Origin of the sequence: Microbacterium sp. JB110 (assembly GCF_003335195.1) — a bacterium.
Classification (GTDB): domain Bacteria; phylum Actinomycetota; class Actinomycetes; order Actinomycetales; family Microbacteriaceae; genus Microbacterium.
The window spans coordinates 25,783-44,210 of the sequence record NZ_QPGM01000011.1 but is presented as its reverse complement, the minus strand read 5'-3'; the positions used below and the strand labels follow the sequence as shown (position 1 = coordinate 44,210).

Genomic DNA, 18,428 nt, shown 5'->3' with positions numbered 1-18,428 from the left:
AGTGCGCCGCCGCGCAGGCGTCAGTCGGCTTCGTAGACCTCGCTCGCGATGCGGAATGCGGTGTTCGCGGCAGGCACGCCGCAGTAGATCGCCGACTGCAGGATGACCTCTTTGACCTCGTCGACCGTGAGACCGTTGCGCAGGGCGGCGCGCAGGTGCATGGCGAGCTCTTCGTGATGGCCGTGCGCGATCAGCGCGGTGATCACGGCGATCGAGCGATCGCGCCGAGCCAGACCGGGGCGCTGCCAGACGTCGCCCCATGCGACGCGCGTGATGAAGTCCTGGAAGTCGGCCGTCAGCTCAGTCTGATTCCGGATGGAACGGTCGACGTGTTCGTCCGAGAGCACCTCGCGGCGCACGCTCATGCCGTTGTGCCAGCGCTCACCGTCCTCGAGGCCGTCACCGGTGGGGCGCTCGCCGATGCGGTCGTCGTTCTCGGTCATCGGTTCTCCTCGAAGAAGCGGATCAGTTCGTCTGCGACCTCGGCGGGCTTCTCGGCCGGGGCGAGGTGGCTGGCCCCGTCGATCCGCACGATGCGGCCGTTCGCCACGGCGCCAGCGATGATCTCCTGGTCGTCGAGCGTCGAGACTGCGTCGTGCTCGCCGTACATCGCCAGCACCGGCGTTGCGGCTCCGACCAACGCCTCGCGAACGTCGAATGCGGCGAGCGCCTCGCAGCACAGCGCGTAGCTGCTGTCATCGGCGTCGGAGAGGTTGTGCAGCAGCCTGCCCGTGATGTCGGGGCGGGCGGCGATCGAGCCCGGTGCGAACCAGCGCTCGGCCGAACCGCGCACCAGCACGGGCGTGCCCTGCGAGCGCACCTGGGCGGCGCGCTCGGCCCAGGCGTCGGGAGTTCCGAACTTCGGGCTGGAGCACACGATGGCCGCCGCCGTGAGCAGGTCGGGGTGCCGGATCACGAGCTGCTGGCCCACAGAACCGCCGAGCGAGACTCCTGCATAGAACACCTGGCCGAACCCGGCGACCCGCTCGACCAGCGCGTCGGCGAGGTCCTCGGTGGTGAACGGCTCGGATGCCGGCTTCGACGCGCCGTGGCCGGGCAGATCCCAGAGCGCAACCCGGTAGCGCTGCTGCAGCGCGGGCACAACGTCTTCCCAGAGAGTCGCTGATGAGGTGCCGAGCGACGGGCCCAACACGACGACGGGTGCGCCGTCGGCGCCCTCGGGCTCGGTGACGGCGAGGTCGGGAAGAGTCATCCGGTGCTCCTGTTCTCGTTGCCTGTGATGCGGTCGACGAACTCGCCGGCCAGGCCCGTGTAGTTCGCGGGGTCGAGCAGCTCGGCGGGGTCCTCCCCCGCGCCGCGGACGAGCTCGGCGAGGTCGCCGCCCGCGGCGACGCCCGCCACGATCTCAGCGGCTCGCTCCTTGCCGAGCACGGCGCTGAGGCGCTCGGAGACGATGAGCCCGCCGGTCGCACCGAGGGTGCGGGCGACGTCGATCTCATTCACACGCAGGCCCTCGACCAGGTCGGCTCCGTGGTTCGCCGCCCCGAGCGCGGCGCGCAGCAGGTCCCGCAGCGCGGGCCACTCGGCGTGCCAGGCGCCGTCGGGGCGCTCGTCGGCCGCAAGGCCGGCGGCCAGGTGCAGGGTCGCGGCCAGCTGCGGCGCACGGATGGCGGCCGAGCGGATGAGCACGGAGCGGGTCGGGTTCTGCTTCTGCGGCATGGCGGACGAGCCGCCTCCCGAGGGCTCGGCGAGTTCGGCGATCTCGGTGCGGCTGGCGGTGGCGACGTCGGTCGCGACCTTGCCGAGCGCAGCGACCGCCTGGGCGAGCGCGTCGCCCAGCTCGGTGACGGGCCAGCGGCTCGTGTGCCACGGGACGTCGTTGCGGGCCAGGCCGAGGGCATCGGCGTAGGCGTCTCGGACGGCGAGGGCGTCGTCGATCGCGTCGCGAGCAGCTCCGGCACCCTGCCCAGCCGAGTACGAACCGTCGTCGGCATCCCCAGAGCGGCGGAAGAACTCCACGGTCCGGCGGAGCGGCGCCGCCGGCGCGCCCAGCTGGGCCGCAGCCCGCAGCGCCCGCAGCCGCTCGGCAGCGCGCTCGATGCCGGAGAACCAGTTCGCGGCGCGCAGGCCGATGGTGGTGGGCACCGCGTGCTGAGTCAGGGTGCGGCGGCGCTACGACATCCGGGGCGCGCGCGAAGGCGCCCAGAGCGCGGCCGCCCGGTCGAGGTCGACGAGCAGCCCTTCGACGGCGTCCCGGGCGACGAGCATGAGCGCCGTGTCGAGGATGTCCTGGCTGGTGGCGCCCCGATGCACCCACTCCCTGAGGCCATCCGGAGCCCCGGCGCGCAGCGCCTTGACGAGCGGGATGACCGGGTTGCCGCCCGCGACGGCATCGCGGGCGAGCCGCGCCGGGTCGATCGCGACGGCGTGCAGCGCGTCGGCGGCGTCCGCCGCGCGTCGCAGCTTCTCTGCCTCGGCGGAGCCCGCCCCCGGCGCAGCAGACTGCGCGACGGCGTCAGCGTATGCGCGCACGAGGGCGACCTCTGCCTCGACCAGCGCGCGCAACACGGCGCCGTCTGAGACGAGATCGTCTCGGCCAGCAGACACAGGGCTCAGCAGCCCCGCGTCGAAGCCAGCCGCTGGTTCGGATCGTTCGCTCACCTGATCGACGCTAGCCGGTTCTGCTGGACGGGGCGAGCCGTTGCCCCGCATCGAGGGCTCTGCCGCCCCCGCGCCGTCGGTCAGCGACGTGCGGGGCGCCCCATCACTCATGCTGATCCCTTCTCCGGGCGTCGCCATTCGGAACGTGCTCTCCACCTCGACGCCCCACCCAGATGAGTACGACCGCCCGAAACTCGGCCGGATCCATCCGGATCCCGCTCATCTCGCGCGGTCGTGCTCGTCTCGGAGACCGCAGGCACGGTGCCAGGTGCCTGCGCCGTCTCAGTAGCGCAGGAAGACCGTCTCCTTCTCGCCCTGCAGGTGGATGTCGTGCCGCAGGCTGCCGTCGGTGGTGCGCTCGGCGACCAGCGTGGTGCGCTCGGCGACCGACAGGGATGACAGCAGCGTGTCCTCAGCGAGCAGCTTCTCGTCATCCGGAAGGTAGATGCGCGTGTGCAGCTTGTCCGGCAGTCCGCGCGCGAACACGATCGCCGCGAAGAACGGCGCCCTGCCGTCGATCGCGCCGGGGTTGCGCGTCCAGAAATGGAACTCTCCGGAGTCGTTGGTCATGCATCGACCGAATCCGGTGAAGCTGAAGCCGTCGCGGGCGAGTGCGCCGCGGTCGCGCGGCACCGTGCCGTCGGTGTCGGCGCCGAAGATCTCGATCAGCCCGTCGGGGATCGGTGCACCTTCAGCGTCGTACAGCGTGCCCTTCACCACGACGGAGCCCGCGCTGTGCGGGAACGCGATCTCGTTCATCCGGTCGTACTCGAGGCCGAATCGGAAGAACGGACCGATCGTCTGACCGCCCGTGGGCTGCATGGTCTTCTCGTTCGCCATGATCAGTGCTCCTCCTCCGACTCGAACCACGTGTGGTCGGGACCGTCGACGACGATGTCCCAGTTGTAGCCCATCGAGAACTCCGGAACGGTGTCGTCGTGGTTGTACGTGGAGATGAGCCGGTCGCGAGCCTTCTCATCGCGGATCGTGTTGAAGATCGGGTCGAGCGCGAACAGCGGGTCGGCCGGGAAGTACATCTGGGTGATGAGTCGCTGGGTGAAGCCCGAGCCGAACACCGAGAAGTGGATGTGCGCCGGACGCCAGGCGTTGATGTGGTTCTTCCACGGGTACGGGCCAGGCTTGATCGTGGTGAACCGGTACTCGCCGTTTGCGTTCGTCACCGTGCGGCCCGCGCCCGTGAAGTTCGGGTCGAGCGGTGCGGGATGCTGGTCGCGCTGGTGGATGTAGCGGCCAGCGGCGTTCGCCTGCCACACCTCGACGAGCTGGTTCGCGATCGGGCGACCCCAGCCGTCGAGCAGCCGGCCGGAGACTGTGATGCGCTCGCCCTGCGGCTCGCCGCGGTGCTGCAGCGTGAGGTCGGCCTCGAGTGCGGCGACATCGCGCTCGCCGTACGCCGGACTCCACAGCTCGATCGTCTCCGGATCGACCAGCTTGGGGTTCTTCGTGGGGTGGCGCAGCACGCTCGAGCGGTACGGCGAGAAGTCATAGAGCGTGGTCGGCACGTTCTCGCCTGCGGCGACGCGTGCGGCGGCGTCTGCGTGGATGCTGCGGATCTCTTCCGTGATCTGGCTCTGTGATGCCTGATCCGGGGCCGCGAGGAGCGACTCGGGTGCCGCTGCCTGGTTGTCAGCCATAGGTGTCTCCTTCGACAGGAACGATCCCGTCCAGGTTCGCGCACCCGCCCTCCCGTTGATGCCTCACCTCCCGCTGAGCGGGAGGTGGTGCGATGTCAGGCGCGCAGTGCGCGAGTGAGATCAACCGCGGCCTGACGCACCAGTCCGCCGAGCCGGCGCTCGTCGGCACGGTCGATGTGCACCACCACGCCGAGCGCAGCCGGCGGCAGACCGGGGAGCGTGCCGAGCGTCGCCGCGATCGACACGTTACCGAGCGTCATCTCCTCACGCGCGACGGCGTAGCCGCGGGCCCTGGTCGCCTCCACATCGGCACGGATGTCCTCCGCCGTCACCAGCGTGTGCACCGTCTCGTGCAGCAGCGGCGACCGGAGATACTCGGCGATCCAGTCGTCGCTCTGCGCGGCCAGGAGCGCCTTTCCCGTTCCGACCGCGTGCAGCACCTGGCGCCCGCCCATCCGGGTCAGCGTCGGAATCGAACCGTGCCCCGTCACGCGCCCGACGAACAGCGCAGCCGCCCCGCTCGGCTCCGACCGGTCGAGCACCGACAGGTGCACGTTCTCTCCCGTCGCCTCATACAGACGCTGCATGTGCGGCAGCGCCGTTTCGCGCAGGCGCAGCGAGAGCGGCGAGAGCTCACCCAGTTCGAACAGCCGGTCTCCCAGCGCGTAGCGGCGCCCCGGCACCCGCGTGAGCATCCCCGCATCGACCATCTGCGACGTGATGCGGTGCAGCGTCGAAGGCGAAAGGCCCGTCATCTCCGCCAGCTGCGACGCGCCGAGCTCGTGATCGTCCTCAGTGAAGCAGCCCAGGATGCGCATGACGCGGGCGAGCATTCCGCTGTCATCGGTCGCCGTCGTCACACCCCTACTTTAGACTTTCTCCCACTGATCAGGAGACGGGGCCCGGATGGCGAACTCACCGAGCGGCGAATCGGTCACAGAGCGCATCGTGCGCGTGCTCGAGACGTTCGACGCCGACCGCGCGGTGCAGACCGTCGCGGAGGTCTCCCGCCGCGCCGAGCTTCCGCCGTCGACGGGGCACCGGATGGTCGCCGACCTCGTCGACAGCGGCCTGCTCGAGCGCGACGATGCGGGTCGCATCCGACTCGGCCTGCGCCTGTGGGAGCTCGCCCAGCGCGGATCGCAGGCGCTGCGCCTTCGCCAGATCGCGCTCCCGCACATGGAGCACGTGCAGGCCAGGCTGCGCGAGCACACCCAGCTCGCCGTGCTCGAGCAGGACGAGGCACTGTTCCTGGAGCGGCTGTCGAACCCGCGCGCAGTGTCGAACATCACGCGCATCGCAGGTCGCCTGCCGCTGCACGCCTCCTCATCCGGCCTCGTGCTGCTCGCCCACGCCGACGACGCGCTGCGCGAGCGCGTGCTGAGCGGGCCGCTGGCCGCCGTGGGACCGGAGACCGTGACGGACCCGGATGCCCTGCGCCCGGCGCTCGAGCGGATCCGGCGCGACGGGGTCGCCATCGCCCCCGGTTCGATCGAGGACGTCTCCACCGGCATCGCCGTGCCCGTGCGCGACGGAAAGACGGGGCCCGTGATCGCCGCGCTGTCGGTGGTCATCCCGCGCGCCGCACCCACAGCCGGGGCCGTCGACGAGCTGCACTCGGCGGCCATCCGGATCTCGGGGCAGCTGACTCAGTCGCCCCAGATATGAGCGCTCACGAGCCCGGCCGCATCATGGGGTGGGAAAGCCGAACGCGGACACGTCGTCCGTCGATTCGCCGTCGAGAGCGAGCTCTGCGAGCACGCGACCGATCGCCGGAGTGAACTTGAAGCCGTGCCCGGCCGTGAGGCCGACGATGATCGCCGGATGCTGGGGCACGGGAGCCAGCACGAAGCGCCGGTTCGGCGTCAGCGCGTATTGGCAGGTGACCGTGCGCAGCGCGGGGCCCGATGAGGGAATGAGCCCGCCGACGAACTCGGCCAGTTCGCGGGAGAGCTCGTCAGAGGGTACGAATGAGCGCTCCTGCGGGAGCATCCGGTTCTCGGATACGTCGCGGCCGGCTTTGACCGTCGGTTCACCGTAGGTCGGGAATCCGTAATAGCACTCCTCGTCCTCCCAGATCCAGACGGGAAGGCGATCCGGCCCCAGCGGTTCGGGGTCGGCCGGGCGGAAGTACGTCACCTGCTCCTGCATGACGTCCAGGGGGATGGCTGCTCCCAGCGGCTCGAGCAGCGCGTTCGTCCAGGCGTCGGCCGCCACGATGACGCGACCGGCGCGCACATCACCCTCCGAGGTACGCACGATCGCTCCATCGCCGTCGGGGACGATGCTCTCGACGCTCGTTCGGTCACGGATGTCCGCGCCGTGCACTCGCGCTCGCATCTGCAGGGTCGCCACGGTGCGCGCGGCGTGCGCGATGCCGGAGTCCTCTGTGTACACCGTCTCCACCCCGTCAGGCACGCTGAACTGCGGCCAGCGCTGACGCACCTGTTCCGGGCTGAGGAGCTCGTACGGCACCCCGCACTCGTGAAGCGCCGAGGTGAAATCCGACGCGGAGTACGGGCCGTCGACCGGGAGGAAGACCACGCCGCCCGTGACGGTCAGCAACCGCTCACCCGACTCCTGCTCGAGATCCGCCCAGTCGCGGTAGGCCGACTGGGCGAGGCGGACGTACTCCGGCGCACCGTAGGAGGTGCGCACAATGCGCGAGGTGTCATGGGACGCACCGCGGACGTGGCCGAGATCGTACTGCTCGAACGCGACGACGCTCGCACCGCGACGGGCGAGGTGGTAGGCGGCGGCGCTGCCCATGGCGCCCATCCCGACGACGGCGACCTCGAACGACTCCATGACCTCTCCTCACCCCCGCGTTGCTCCGCGGATTCTCCAGGACGCCCACGCGGGGCCCTGCGTTCTGCTCCGCTGCGACGAGTGCCGCACGACCACTGTGCCCGCTGGCCCGTGCCGCGACCATGTGTCGGAGCCACACGAAGGCGAGCGACGCATGTGCCGGGGGAACGTCGCTCAGGGCATCCCCGGTGACAGCCAGCGCATCGCGGAAAGGCGAGGGCCCAGCGGCTCGGCAGGTCGATAGTCGGTGACCGGTGTGCCCGAGAAGTCCATCGGGAACCGGATGAGCCGGTAGTCGCCCTCGGTCGGGTGGTGCGCGTCGATCAGCGCCCGGCGCTGCGCGAAGTACGGGTTCTCGTCGATGCGGTCGAGATCGAGCACCGGTTCCACGGCGATGCCGAGGCACCGGCACTGCTCCAGCCATTCGGCGACGGTGCGACCAGCGATCAGTTCGGCCAGCTCAGCCTGCAGAACGGCGTTGTGCTCGTGCCTGGCACCGTTGCTGGAGAACCGGGCATCTGCGGCGAGGTCCGGCCGATCGACGGCTCGGAAGAAGTCGGCCCAGTTCTCGTCGGTGTACGGCATCACGCAGATCCACCCGTCCGCCGCACGATGGGGCCCGCGATTCGACACGAGGGTGCGGTTCCACCCGATCTCGCCCTCGGGAGGGTCGAAGGTGCCGCCGCCGAGGTGCTCCACGAGATTGAAGGCCAGCATCGCGTCGGCCATCGGCACGTCGACCCACTGCCCCTCTCCCGTCGACGCCCTGCTGTGCAGCGCGGCCAGAACGGAGTTCACGATCATCAGGCCGCAGATCTTGTCGGCCAGCACGGACGGCGCGAACGCCGGGGCGCCGTGCGCTCGGCGATAGATGTCCGACATCCCGGATGCGGCTTGGATCACGTCGTCGTACGCGGGCTCCTCGCTCTTCGTCGAGCCGGCGGCAAAGGCCTGCGCAGTGCACAGGATCGCCTCCGGATTGAGCTCGCGCACGGAGTCCCAATCCACGTCGAGTCTGCGACGCGAGCCGGGCCGCAGGTTCGTGACGATCACGTCGCACCCGCGGATCAGCTCCGCGAGCGTGCGGCGGTCGTCGTCACTGCTCCTGTCCAGCACCGCGCTGCGCTTGTTGCGCCCCAGGTTCAGGGTGACCGCACTCATCCCCTCCGAGCGGGAAGGGCCGATCCGCCGGGCGACGTCGCCGGCCGGCGGTTCGATCTTGATCACGTCGGCGCCCATGTCGCCGAGCATCGCCGTCGCGTAGGGCCCCATGATCACGGAAGTGACATCGAGCACGCGCAGACCCGCAAGAGGGCCGCTCATCATTCTTCCTCCAGCTTCGTGGGGGCGGCGCCGAGCACGGCTCGCGCCTGCCGGAGCACCGGTTCGTCGATCATCCGGCCGCGGAACCGGAACGCACCTGGCTGCGATTCCGCCTCGTCGAGCACCGCGATCGCCCACTCCCGCTCGGCGGGGGAAGGCGCATAGGCCGCGCGAATCACCTCGACCTGACTCGGGTGAATGCAGGCGGTTGCCGAGAAGCCGACGGCGGCAGCATCCGATGCCTCCGCCCTGAGTCCCTTCACGTCAGCGATGTCGAGATGCACGGCATCCACGGCAGCCTTACCCGCCGATCGCGCCGCGATCAGCACGCGGGAGCGCGCATATCGAGCCGCGTCACGGTACGTCCCGCCAGCGCTCCGGCTGGAGCGCCCTCCCATGCTCACCACGAGATCCTCCGCTCCCCACATCAGTGCCGCGACGGCGGGGTGACGGGCGATCTCTGCGGCGTTCTCCACTCCCGCGGCCGTCTCGCACAGGGCGATGACGTCGAAGCCCGCGCTCCGCAGGGCGTCGAGCTGCGCGGCGGATTCGGTCTTGGCAAGCATCACGCGCCGGTACGGGGTGTCGGCCACCGCGGCGAGGTCGAGACCGGCCTCCGGTGTGCCCGCCGGACTGATCCGCACGATCGTCGTCTCCGGCGCCAGCGACGACGCCGAGACGGCGGCACGGGCCGCGCTGCGGCCCTCCGGCGCGACGGCGTCCTCCAGGTCCAGGATGACGGCATCGGCGCACGAGGCCGCTTTCGAGAACCGCTCGGGCCTATCGGCCGGGCAGAACAGCATCGCCGGGCCCGGCACTGCACCGCTGTTGTGCATTCTCAGACCTCCCTCGGTCTCTCAACCACGGGCGAGGCGGCGCCACGCGAGCTCGGCGAGCACGGATGCCTGCAGATCGAGCACGCTGTCGTCGAACACGGCGCGCTCGGAATGCAGCGGTCCCGACCCGCCCGCCGGCTCCGCGCCGAGGAACACCAGCGTGCCCGGCACCTCATCGAGCACATAGGCGAAGTCCTCGGACGCCATCGACGGCGTCTCCAACCGAGTGACCCGCTCCGACCCCACCAGCTCGTCCAGGGCGTCGAGCACGAAGCCCGTCTCGACCGGATCGTTGTAGGTCACCGGATACGACTCGATGAACTCCGCTTCCAGCGTGCAGCCGTTCGCCTCGGCGATGCCGCGGAGCATCGGCGGCAGCTGCTCGCGGACGGTCTCCAACGTGGAGGCGGACAGCGTCCGGATGTTCGCCTCCATCCCGACCTCGGCGGCGAGCACGTTGCCTGCGGCGGAATCGCTGGCGAGCTTCGTGATCGAGACCACCGCTTGGTCGACGGCCGGCAGGCGACGGGCGACGAAGGCCTGCGCCGCCAGGATGAGCTGTGCTGCGACGGGCACCGGATCGATCGCCGTCTGAGGGAAGGCGGCGTGCCCGCCCGTACCGCGCAGCGTCATCCGCATCGCGCTGACGCTCGCCATCATGGAACCCTTTCTCGTCACCATCTGGCCGCGAGGCACTGTGCACTCCACGTGGGCGGCGTACGCGGCGACCGGGCGACCACCTGCGGCCTCGAGAACGCCCTCCTCGATCATCAGACGCCCGCCCGCGTACCCCTCCTCGCCCGGCTGGAACATGAAGACGACGCTGCCGGGAAGTTCGTCGCGTCGTTCGACGAGCAGCCGTGCCGCGCCGAGCAGACCCGCCATATGCAGGTCGTGCCCGCAGGCGTGCATCGTGTCATCGGCTGAGGCGAAGGGCAGTCCCGTGGCCTCCGCGATCGGCAGACCGTCCATGTCCGCACGCAGGAGCACGGTCGGGCCAGGCATGCCGCCGTGCAGCACCGCCGTCACAGACGACAGCCCTGCGCCGGTGGAGATCTCCAGCCCGAGCCCTTGGAGCTCACGCAGAACCACCCGCTGAGTGCGAGGCAGCAGCAGGCCCAGCTCCGGGTGCTCGTGCAGCTCTCGACGAACGGACACGAGAGCATCCCTCATCGCGCTCGCCTGCGTGGCGAACGAGCGCAGGTCCAACAGGTCGACCTCGGCATGGTGCATCAGAACGTCATCCTCTCTCCCAAAACAGGAACAGCATCCAGCAGATCCTGGGTGTAGGGGTCATCCGGACGGTCGAGGAGTTCCTCGGTGCGCCCCGACTCGATCAGGCGCCCGTCGCGCATCACGCAGACCGAGTCGCTGATGTAGCGCACCACCGCGAGGTTGTGCGAGATGAACAGCATCGACAGCCCCAGCTCGTCCTGCAGCTCGCGCAGCAGGTTCAGGATGGCGCCCTGCACCGACACGTCCAACGCGCTGGTGACTTCATCGGCGATGAGCACGGACGGCTCACCGGCGAGGGCCCTGGCGATCGTGATCCGCTGCCGCTGCCCTCCCGAGAGAGCGGAAGGTCGTTCGTCGGCGCGATCCGGGTCGAGATGCACCCGCCCCAGCAGCTCCCGCACCCGCGCAACACCCCCGGCACGGCTCCAGCGACGACCGGTCGCACGGAGCGCCTCAGCGATCGACTCGCCGATGCTCATCCGGGGGTCGAGCGCCGAGAACGGGTCCTGGAAGACCAGCTGCAGGCGTCGGCGCGCGGCGCGCGCTTGCTTCCCCGCACCGAGCGCGCTCACCCCGTCCGCGCGGATGTCGCCGGAGGCGGGGCGCACCAGCCCGACCGCCGCTGCGGCGATCGTGCTCTTGCCCGAGCCGGATTCCCCCACCAGCGCGACCGTCTTCCCGTGGGGAACGGCGAGGCTCACATCCGACACCACGTCGATGCCGCCGTAACGCACACGCAGGTTCTCTATCTCCAGAGCGTTCATGCTGACACCTCCTCGGCTGCCTCGGCTTCGGCCAGCAGCGCCTCGGAGATCACAGGCAGCGGCCGCGTCCGATCCGAGCGCATGTCGGGCAGACAGGCGATCAGCGCACGGGTGTACGGATGCTTCGCGTCCTGCTGAATCCGCTCGGCATCGAGCTCCTCGACGACGCGGCCGTCCTTCATCACGAGCACACGGTCGCAGAAGGCCGACACCAGGGCGATGTCGTGCGAGATGAAGACGATCGCGGCTCCCGTCGCCTCCTGTGCCCGCCGCAGCACCTTCATCACCTGCTTCTGCACCGTGACGTCGAGCGCCGTGGTCGGTTCGTCGGCGATGATCACCTTCGGCCTGCCCGTCAATGCCATCGCGATCATCGCGCGCTGCCGCATGCCTCCGGAGAACTCGTGAGGGTACTGGCGGAGCCTGCGCTCGCTGTCCGCGATGCCGACGGAGCCCAGGGCATCGGCGGCCCGACGTCTGGCCTGAGCCCGACTCATATGCAGATGAGCCTCCGGCACCTCGGTGAGCTGCCGTCCGATCGTGAGCGCCGGGTTCAGCGAGGTGAGCGGATCCTGGAACACCATGCCCAGCTCCACGCCGAGCCGCGAGCGGTCGGCGGCGCTGAGCGGACCGGCCATGTTCATGCCGTCGAAGGAATGCACCGAGGAGGACACGGCGGCCTCTTTCCCCAGCAGCCCTGCCATCGCCATCGCCGTCAGCGACTTCCCCGATCCCGACTCTCCGACGATGCCGACGACCTCGCCCGGCGCGACGCGCAGGTCGACGCCGCGCACACGCTCGACGAGCCCGCCTTCACCATCCGGGAAGGCGACGTGAAGATCGCGGACCTCGGCCAGCCTGGAATCGTCGTCCCGCTCGGGGGCGGCCGGGGCGGCGGCCTTCTGCCGCGAGCCGAGGACCATGCCGCGGCCGGCCCTGACGACAGAGCGCAGCCCTTGTCCCGGCTGATCGCCGACCGTCTCGGCGATCATCGTGAAGACGACGCCCGCGAAGACGACGGCGATGCCAGGGCCCAAAGCCGCCATCGGGTTCGTGTACAGGTGACTGAGGCCCTCGTTGAGCAGCCGGCCCCAGTCGTACTCCGGTGCCTGGACCCCGAGCCCGAGGAACGAGAGCCCGGCGAAGGCGAGCAGCGTCGTGCTGGCAGCCGCCGCCGACTGCACGAGCAGAGGGTTCGCGATGTTCGGCAGGACGTGCTTGGTGATGATGCCGTACGGCCCGACTCCGACGACCCTGGCCGCGCGCACGTAGTCCTGGTCCGTCACGGACGCGGCCATGTTGTAGACGAGGCGCGTGACATTCGGGATGCCGGCGAGACCGATGGCGAGCATCGCGCCCGTTGCGGTCGCGTCCCAGATGACGGTGAAGAACAGCACCAGCAGCAGCCAGGGGAAGGCCAGCAGCATGTCCATCACCCAGATGAGAGCGCGACGGAGCCTGCGCGGGAGCAGCGCAGCGGTGAGGCCGATGATCAGTCCGCCGCCGACGAGCATCGCCGTCGCCCCGATCGTCAGCAGAAGCGATGTGCGCGTGGCCACCATGACGCGCGCGAAGATGTCGCGGCCGATGTCGTCCGTGCCGAACGGATGCTCCGCACCGGCCTGCGCCCAGCGCTCGGCGATGTTGCGCACTGTCGCGGCTTCGGTCCAGATGCTGGGGCCGATGACGGCGATGGCCAGCAGCGCCGCGACGCCGACTGCGGCGGCGATGCCGGTGAAGCTCATCCAGCGGGAGCGCCTGCGCTGCTTGGCGGCGGGTTCGCCGGGGGTCGAGGTGCCGAGCCTGCCGGGGACGGAGGACGTCATCGTCTGTCACTCACCCTTCTGCGATCGTGGTTCGGGGGTCGATCGTGATCAGGATCAGATCGACGACGAGGTTCACAGCGAGGACCATGGCGGCGTAGACGAGCACCATGCCCTGGATCATCGGATAGTCCTTCGTGCCCACTGCCGAGACGAGCGTGTTGCCGGCGCCGGGAATGGCGAAGACCGTCTCGATGATCACGGTTCCCGCCACCAGGGCGGACAGCAGCAGCCCGCCGACGGTGAGCGTAGCCGTGACGATGTTCGGCAGCGCATGACGGAACAGGATGAGCCGCTGCGGAAGCCGCTTGGCACGCGCGGTGGTGATGTAGGTGGAGTCCAGCACTTTGATCATCTCCACCTGCACGATCCGCGCCAGGTAGGCCATGGCGCCGAGCGAGAGTGCCAGCACGGGCAGCGCTGCGTTCGGCGCATCGCCCCAGCCCGCGGGCGGGAGCAGCCCCAGCCACATGCTGAACACCGAGATCAGCCCGACTGCGAGCACGAAGTCGGGGATCGCGATCAGCACACCGAGGAACCCGGAGATGCCGCCGTTGATGGTCCGTCCCCGACGGGTCCGCGCGATGAGAGCCGCACCCATGCCGATCGGCAAAGCGCCGACGACGGCGACGACGAAGCCCAGCGCGGCGAGGGTCAGCGTGGTCGGGAAACGGGAGGCGATCGTGTCGCTCACGGAGAGACCGGACTGGATGGATGTGCCCAGGTCGCCCTGCAGCAGCCCCGCGATGTAGCTCAGGAGCTGCTGCGGCACGCTCTGGTCGAGCCCCAGCGCCAGCCGAGTGCTTTCGACCAGACCGGCTGGGGCTGTCGGCCCCAGCGCGGCTCTGACCGGATCGCCCGGCACCATGTGGACCAGGAAGAACGTGGCGAGAACGACGATGACGAGGCTGACGATGAGCCGCCCGAGCCTCCTGATCGCGAAGTCGGTTCGCGGCGAGAGCCGCCCTCGCAGCTGCCTGAGCCGCGGAAGCCGAACCGGCCGAGTCGCCGTCGCTGACATCAGAGGTTCCCTCACTCGGTCATGCGGATCGTCACAGGCTGGAGGTAGTCCGTGAACTCGAACTCCGCTCCGGACATGTACGTCGGCCGGATGGTGCCTGTCAGCAGCAGGGTGTGGAACTTCTCGACGATCAGCTTCTCCGCCTCCGACCAGTACTCGCACGCCTCGTCCGCGTCCGCGGCGGACCCCGCCTGCTCGGCGAGCGCGTTGTACTCGTCGTCGTCGACGCCCATGAAGTTCAGGCCACCGTCCTCCGGTGACGCTCCTCCGTAGAACAGGTTCTGCGTGACGGGGCTGCCGACGCCGATCTGGATCCAGCCGGTGTCGTAGTCGAAGGTCTCGTACAGGTACTCCGACCACCCGGCGCCGTCCATCGCGATCAGTTCCGTCGTGATGCCCAGCTCCTCCCAGTCCTGCGCCAGCAGTTCGGCGGCGGAGGTGTGGGCGGTGGACCCGGCGTCGTAGATGAAGTCGATCTCCAGCGGTTCGCCGCCCTTCTCCCTGACGCCGTCGGCGCCCTCGGTCCATCCGGCCTCGTCGAGCAGCTCTGCCGCGCGCCCTGCATCGGCGGCGGGACGCTCCCAGACCGGCTCCTCGTTGAAGCACGTGAACGGCGCGTCGGTGATCCACGAGGTGAGGTCGACGGGGCGGCCGTTCGAGACGACCTCGGATGCGTCCCCGTGGTCGAAGCCCAGGATCAGCGCTTCCCGCACGCGCGGGTCGTGCGTGGGACGGTCCTCCCGCTCATTGAAGAGCATCTGGCCGATCGGGTTGATGGTGCCGGCGAACTCGTAGCCCGCGCTGTCGATGCGCTCCTGATCAGGGCCCTCCACGGCTGCGGCGTTGACCTCGCCGGAGAGCAGCAGGTTCGCCCGCGTCGAGGCGTCCGCGACCACGCTGATCTCGAGTGCGTCCGGCAGCCCTTCGGTGTCAGAGGTCAGCCCGTCCGGCCCCCAGGTGTAGTCGTCCCTGGCATCGAAGACGTACAGATCGGCCTCGACGTCGGTGAGCTCGTAGAGCCCGGTGCCGTTGGAGGCGCCTTCGAGGCTGGACGGATCCTGCAGACCGGCGTCGCCGACCATGACGATGTCGCCGATCACGTTCGCCAGGAACGGGTCGGCCACATCGGCGGTGACCGTGAGTGTGCTGTCCTCGCCGCTCGCTTCGAGCCCCGCTGGCAGCACATCCGCGAGCGTCGTCGCGTTGTCGGGGTCGGAGTGGTAGTTGATGTTGGCCGCCGCGACCTCCGCGTCGAACGGTGTGCCGTCGTGGAAGGTGACCCCGTCTTTGAGTTCGAAGGTCACCGAGGTGCCGTCGTCCGCCAGTTCCCAGGAGTCGGCGAGCCACGGCACCTGCTGCCCCTCCTGGTCGGTGTAGATGAGCGACTCATAGGCGTAGGTGATGATCTGGATCTCTTGAGGCTGGGTGGCACTCATCGGGATGATGCTGCCGACCTCGGGGAAGATCGCATGTCGGAAGGTGCCACCGGAGACGACTTCGCCGTCGCCATCCGGTTCTGCGCCGCCGCAGGCAGTGAGGGTCAGTGCGAGGACGACGGCAGCAGCGGCTGCCGGTACTGCAGTGCTGTGCTTCATGGCTTTCTCCTCTATCGGGTATTGCTGTCGTGCGGGCGCTGCCGTTCCTACGCGGGAGAAGGAACGGCCCCGCCCAGATGGGACAGCGGGCCAGCCGCCTTGGCGGAGATGCTCACTGTCGGGTGGGACGTGTACGAGATCGGCGTCTCGAGGACTTCGACGACTTCAACCCTCAGCGGGTCTGCACCCGCCTGAATGGCCTTGGCGATCGCCGCTTCCGATGCGGCCTCGATGCCTTCGGCGCGCTCTTCGATGTGCGCGATGTGCTCGGCACGACCACCGGCGAGCGAGATCGCCGCGCCGACCGCATTGGCGACGTCGCCGTAGGCGGGGCGCAGAACGTCGCCGGCGATGTTCAGCCCGTCCGGCACAAGGAATCCGCCGCCGCCGACGACGACGAGCGGAAGGTCCATCCGCCCCAGCGAAAGGCGTTCGGCCGCCTCCTCCAACCGGTCGGCGACGATCGCCAGCGACGCCTCGAGTGCCGCTGCGGTGGCCCCATCGAGCTTCGGGAGTCGGCGGCCGGCCACCGGCGAGCCGTGCAGCGATGCGGCATCCGTGAGAGTCGCGGTCGATCCGCCGAACAGCAGCCCCTCGCGATTGATGCGATGGCCGACCGATCCGGGACCGACCCTGCCCGTGGCCACGTCGACGAGCGTGCCGCCGCCGATGCTGAGCGAGAGGATGTCCGGCATCCGGAAGTTCGTCTGCACACCGCCGATCTCCCGAGGGAGGGTGGATTCGCGCGGGAAGCCGTTCGCGACGACTCCGAGGTCGCTGGTGGTGCCGCCGACGTCGACGACGATCGCGTCCGAGGCTCCGGAGAGATAGGCCGCTCCCCTGATGGAGTTCGCCGGCCCGGAGCCGATCGTCAGCACGGGGAACATCTCCGCGACGTCGAGCGACATCAGGGTGCCGTCGTTCTGCGCGAAGAACGTCACCGCATCCAGCCGCTGCTCCTCGACGACGGCGAGCAGCGCGTGCGTCACGTCGTGTGCGACGCGGTGCAGCGCGGCGTTGAGCACCGTTGCGTTCTCGCGCTCGATCAGCCCGGTGGGGCCGATGTCCTGGCTCAGGAAGATCGGCGCATCGCGGCCGAGGTGGGCCCGGATGATCGCATCGACCTCACGCTCCTGCTCAGGGAAGGACGGGCTGAAGATTCCTGTGACGGCGATCGCGTCGCAGTGGCCGGCGGTCTCGTCGAGGAAGCGGCGCAGTCCGTCGCGGTCCAGCCGTGTGATCGGCGTTCCGTCGACCATGTGGCCGCCGCCGAGCATCACCGAGCCCGCGAGGATCTCGGCGGACAGATCGGCTGGCCACTCGGCCAGGGGCGGCCACTCGGTTCCGGCGGGAGCGCCGAGTCGGATCGCCGCCACCTTGGCCAGCCCTCGCCGCGCCACGATCGCGTTCGTCGCGTGGGTGGTGCCGAGCATCACCCTGGTCACCTGCGAGCGGCGTTCGCCGATGTCATCGAGCACGGTGCCGATGCTGGCGCGGATGCCTTCGACGACATCGTCCGCCGTCGGCTGCTTCGTGCTCGCCAGCACGGTGCCCGCGGCATCGAGGACGACGGCGTCGGTGTTCGTCCCTCCGACGTCGACGCCGATGGACAGGCCGTTCTCCAGGGTCATCGGGGGCTCTTCCGTTCGAAGGGGACGTAGGGCAGGTCGTAGCCGAACGCGGTGGGGCCGGCCAGCTCCAGGCCGCGCGGTGTGCGCCAGAGCGGATCGCACGGCCAGGCGATCACCGCGACGCGCTGACCGAACCGGATCATCTCGGTGGAGATGGCGTGGCCCGTCTCCGAGTCGAGGATCGAGATGAGGTCGGGCACGCTGGCGAGCACGTTCCCGTCCTCCAGCGCGACGAGGTTCTCGTTCTGCAGCTCGATCCGCTGCAGGCGCCCCCGGTTCTCCCCCGTTCCCGCAACGGTGACCGACCCTCGCACGAAACCGCCCTCGGTGCGCCTGGCGACGTCGACGATCTTGCCCGTGATCAGAGTCTCGGCGCCGAGTTCGTCCGCGATGGCCGGCACGGGCTCGGAAGACGACAGCAGGGCATGCCCCGCCCTGATGGCGCGGCTGATGGTGCGCGGGATCACCGCGCCGCGGACGGTCTCCGCCGTGAGCGGATAGTGCGCGGCGATGACGATGCCGCCGGAGGCGACGACGCCCGCCCGCGCGTGGCGCTCGAGCCAGGTCAGATCGATCGTCCTGCGCACGTCGACGTTGCCGACCACATCAGCCTGCACGGCGAACTCGCACGGAACACCGGCGACGTTGGGGGAGATCATGGTCGCTTCGGGGAAGGCGCGTCCCATACCGTCGGCGTCCAGCACCTTGACCCCGAGACGCGCAGCCCATCCGATCGGCGAGACTCCGTTGCTTCCGCCGATCTCCGCCGGCATGATCGTGGTGATCCGGCGCCCGAGCGCTCGTTGCGCCTCGGCGAGAAGGGTCTCGGCCTGCGCTGTCGACGAGAGCATCTCGATGCCGACCGTCGGCGCACCGACCCCGGACATCATGATGACCGCGTCGTCGGCGGTGAGGTCGTCGACACCGACCAGCTCGACGGGGCCGTGTTCGACGAGCGCGCGCTGCACGATCTGCTGTGCCGTGTGCACAGCGCCGCCGCCACCGGTTCCGAAGATCGCCGCGCCCGCTGCGAGCGCGGGCACGTCCTCCGGTCGAACCCTGGTGAGAATCTGCTCGTCGGGAATCGCCTGCTCAGTGACGGGTGCCATAGGTC

General features: G+C 69.7%; 18 protein-coding genes. 1 reads left to right on the top strand and 17 read right to left on the bottom strand.

Features of this window, described 5'->3' with window-relative positions:
* Positions 1–20 precede the first annotated feature (20 nt).
* The 7 genes from pcaC to CIK77_RS16535 form a co-directional block, all read right to left on the bottom strand.
* Positions 21–443 (bottom strand): 4-carboxymuconolactone decarboxylase, encoded by a 423-nt coding sequence (gene pcaC / locus CIK77_RS16560; RefSeq protein ID WP_087055193.1) that lies wholly within the window; start codon positions 441–443, stop codon positions 21–23.
* Positions 440–1,213 carry an alpha/beta fold hydrolase gene (locus tag CIK77_RS16555; protein ID WP_087055194.1) on the bottom strand — a complete coding sequence of 258 codons (774 nt, stop codon included), beginning with the start codon at positions 1,211–1,213 and terminating at the stop codon, positions 440–442. Before CIK77_RS16555 ends, pcaC begins: the two co-directional genes overlap by 4 nt.
* Positions 1,210–2,121: a lyase family protein gene (locus CIK77_RS16550; protein ID WP_332841621.1), complete on the bottom strand. Its 912-nt coding sequence runs from the start codon at positions 2,119–2,121 to the stop codon at positions 1,210–1,212. The genes CIK77_RS16555 and CIK77_RS16550 overlap by 4 nt, the downstream gene beginning before the upstream one ends.
* Before the next feature lie 12 nt (positions 2,122–2,133).
* On the bottom strand, positions 2,134–2,622 hold the full coding sequence (locus CIK77_RS18215; protein ID WP_258861487.1) for a lyase family protein: 489 nt from the start codon (positions 2,620–2,622) through the stop codon (positions 2,134–2,136).
* Positions 2,623–2,904: 282 nt separating this feature from the next.
* The gene (gene pcaG, locus CIK77_RS16545; RefSeq protein WP_087055195.1) at positions 2,905–3,462 is read right to left on the bottom strand and encodes a protocatechuate 3,4-dioxygenase subunit alpha; all 558 of its coding nucleotides are present in this window, start codon (positions 3,460–3,462) and stop codon (positions 2,905–2,907) included.
* 2 nt (positions 3,463–3,464) lie between these two features.
* The gene (gene pcaH / locus CIK77_RS16540; protein WP_087055196.1) at positions 3,465–4,277 is read right to left on the bottom strand and encodes a protocatechuate 3,4-dioxygenase subunit beta; all 813 of its coding nucleotides are present in this window, start codon (positions 4,275–4,277) and stop codon (positions 3,465–3,467) included.
* A 95-nt stretch (positions 4,278–4,372) separates the two neighbouring features.
* Positions 4,373–5,137, bottom strand: coding sequence for an IclR family transcriptional regulator (locus tag CIK77_RS16535; RefSeq protein WP_249268604.1), 765 nt, complete (start codon positions 5,135–5,137; stop codon positions 4,373–4,375).
* Positions 5,138–5,183: 46 nt separating this feature from the next.
* Here CIK77_RS16535 and CIK77_RS16530 point away from each other — a divergent pair, with 46 nt between their 5' ends.
* Positions 5,184–5,945 carry an IclR family transcriptional regulator gene (locus CIK77_RS16530; protein ID WP_087055197.1) on the top strand — a complete coding sequence of 254 codons (762 nt, stop codon included), beginning with the start codon at positions 5,184–5,186 and terminating at the stop codon, positions 5,943–5,945.
* A gap of 21 nt (positions 5,946–5,966) precedes the next feature.
* On the opposite strand, the gene solA is transcribed toward CIK77_RS16530, so the two are convergent.
* The 10 genes from solA to CIK77_RS16480 form a co-directional block, all read right to left on the bottom strand.
* Positions 5,967–7,085, bottom strand: coding sequence for an N-methyl-L-tryptophan oxidase (gene solA / locus CIK77_RS16525; protein WP_087055198.1), 1,119 nt, complete (start codon positions 7,083–7,085; stop codon positions 5,967–5,969).
* Between the two features lie 174 nt (positions 7,086–7,259).
* Positions 7,260–8,408: a CaiB/BaiF CoA transferase family protein gene (locus CIK77_RS16520; protein ID WP_170934149.1), complete on the bottom strand. Its 1,149-nt coding sequence runs from the start codon at positions 8,406–8,408 to the stop codon at positions 7,260–7,262.
* Entirely contained in the window at positions 8,408–9,244 is an 837-nt protein-coding gene (locus tag CIK77_RS16515; protein WP_087055200.1) for an HpcH/HpaI aldolase/citrate lyase family protein, read from the bottom strand. The genes CIK77_RS16520 and CIK77_RS16515 overlap by 1 nt, the downstream gene beginning before the upstream one ends.
* A gap of 21 nt (positions 9,245–9,265) precedes the next feature.
* Positions 9,266–10,477, bottom strand: a complete 1,212-nt coding sequence (locus CIK77_RS16510) for a M20 metallopeptidase family protein (RefSeq protein ID WP_170934150.1) — start codon at positions 10,475–10,477, stop codon at positions 9,266–9,268.
* Entirely contained in the window at positions 10,477–11,244 is a 768-nt protein-coding gene (locus CIK77_RS16505; protein WP_087055201.1) for an ABC transporter ATP-binding protein, read from the bottom strand. The genes CIK77_RS16510 and CIK77_RS16505 overlap by 1 nt, the downstream gene beginning before the upstream one ends.
* On the bottom strand, positions 11,241–13,070 hold the full coding sequence (locus tag CIK77_RS16500) for a dipeptide/oligopeptide/nickel ABC transporter permease/ATP-binding protein (RefSeq protein ID WP_087055202.1): 1,830 nt from the start codon (positions 13,068–13,070) through the stop codon (positions 11,241–11,243). Before CIK77_RS16500 ends, CIK77_RS16505 begins: the two co-directional genes overlap by 4 nt.
* A 10-nt stretch (positions 13,071–13,080) precedes the next feature.
* Positions 13,081–14,088: an ABC transporter permease gene (locus tag CIK77_RS16495; RefSeq protein WP_087055203.1), complete on the bottom strand. Its 1,008-nt coding sequence runs from the start codon at positions 14,086–14,088 to the stop codon at positions 13,081–13,083.
* 11 nt (positions 14,089–14,099) lie between these two features.
* Positions 14,100–15,683: an ABC transporter substrate-binding protein gene (locus CIK77_RS16490; protein WP_087055204.1), complete on the bottom strand. Its 1,584-nt coding sequence runs from the start codon at positions 15,681–15,683 to the stop codon at positions 14,100–14,102.
* Between the two features lie 47 nt (positions 15,684–15,730).
* Positions 15,731–17,314 carry a hydantoinase/oxoprolinase N-terminal domain-containing protein gene (locus CIK77_RS16485; protein WP_087055205.1) on the bottom strand — a complete coding sequence of 528 codons (1,584 nt, stop codon included), beginning with the start codon at positions 17,312–17,314 and terminating at the stop codon, positions 15,731–15,733.
* A complete protein-coding gene (locus CIK77_RS16480; RefSeq protein ID WP_087055206.1) occupies positions 17,311–18,423 on the bottom strand; it encodes a DUF917 domain-containing protein in 1,113 nt (370 codons plus the stop codon). The genes CIK77_RS16485 and CIK77_RS16480 overlap by 4 nt, the downstream gene beginning before the upstream one ends.
* Positions 18,424–18,428 lie beyond the last annotated feature (5 nt).

Excerpts from the sequence above, each read along its gene's own strand:
- pcaC (WP_087055193.1), bottom strand. The coding sequence starts at position 443 with ATGACCGAGAACGACGACCGCATCGGCGAGCGCCCCACCGGTGACGGC.
- CIK77_RS16555 (WP_087055194.1), bottom strand. The coding sequence starts at position 1,213 with ATGACTCTTCCCGACCTCGCCGTCACCGAGCCCGAGGGCGCCGACGGC.
- pcaG (WP_087055195.1), bottom strand. The coding sequence starts at position 3,462 with ATGGCGAACGAGAAGACCATGCAGCCCACGGGCGGTCAGACGATCGGT.
- pcaH (WP_087055196.1), bottom strand. The coding sequence starts at position 4,277 with ATGGCTGACAACCAGGCAGCGGCACCCGAGTCGCTCCTCGCGGCCCCG.
- CIK77_RS16530 (WP_087055197.1), top strand. The coding sequence starts at position 5,184 with ATGGCGAACTCACCGAGCGGCGAATCGGTCACAGAGCGCATCGTGCGC.
- solA (WP_087055198.1), bottom strand. The coding sequence starts at position 7,085 with ATGGAGTCGTTCGAGGTCGCCGTCGTCGGGATGGGCGCCATGGGCAGC.
- CIK77_RS16520 (WP_170934149.1), bottom strand. The coding sequence starts at position 8,408 with ATGAGCGGCCCTCTTGCGGGTCTGCGCGTGCTCGATGTCACTTCCGTG.
- CIK77_RS16515 (WP_087055200.1), bottom strand. The coding sequence starts at position 9,244 with ATGCACAACAGCGGTGCAGTGCCGGGCCCGGCGATGCTGTTCTGCCCG.
- CIK77_RS16510 (WP_170934150.1), bottom strand. The coding sequence starts at position 10,477 with ATGCACCATGCCGAGGTCGACCTGTTGGACCTGCGCTCGTTCGCCACG.
- CIK77_RS16505 (WP_087055201.1), bottom strand. The coding sequence starts at position 11,244 with ATGAACGCTCTGGAGATAGAGAACCTGCGTGTGCGTTACGGCGGCATC.
- CIK77_RS16500 (WP_087055202.1), bottom strand. The coding sequence starts at position 13,070 with ATGACGTCCTCCGTCCCCGGCAGGCTCGGCACCTCGACCCCCGGCGAA.
- CIK77_RS16495 (WP_087055203.1), bottom strand. The coding sequence starts at position 14,088 with ATGTCAGCGACGGCGACTCGGCCGGTTCGGCTTCCGCGGCTCAGGCAG.
- CIK77_RS16490 (WP_087055204.1), bottom strand. The coding sequence starts at position 15,683 with ATGAAGCACAGCACTGCAGTACCGGCAGCCGCTGCTGCCGTCGTCCTC.
- CIK77_RS16485 (WP_087055205.1), bottom strand. The coding sequence starts at position 17,314 with ATGACCCTGGAGAACGGCCTGTCCATCGGCGTCGACGTCGGAGGGACG.
- CIK77_RS16480 (WP_087055206.1), bottom strand. The coding sequence starts at position 18,423 with ATGGCACCCGTCACTGAGCAGGCGATTCCCGACGAGCAGATTCTCACC.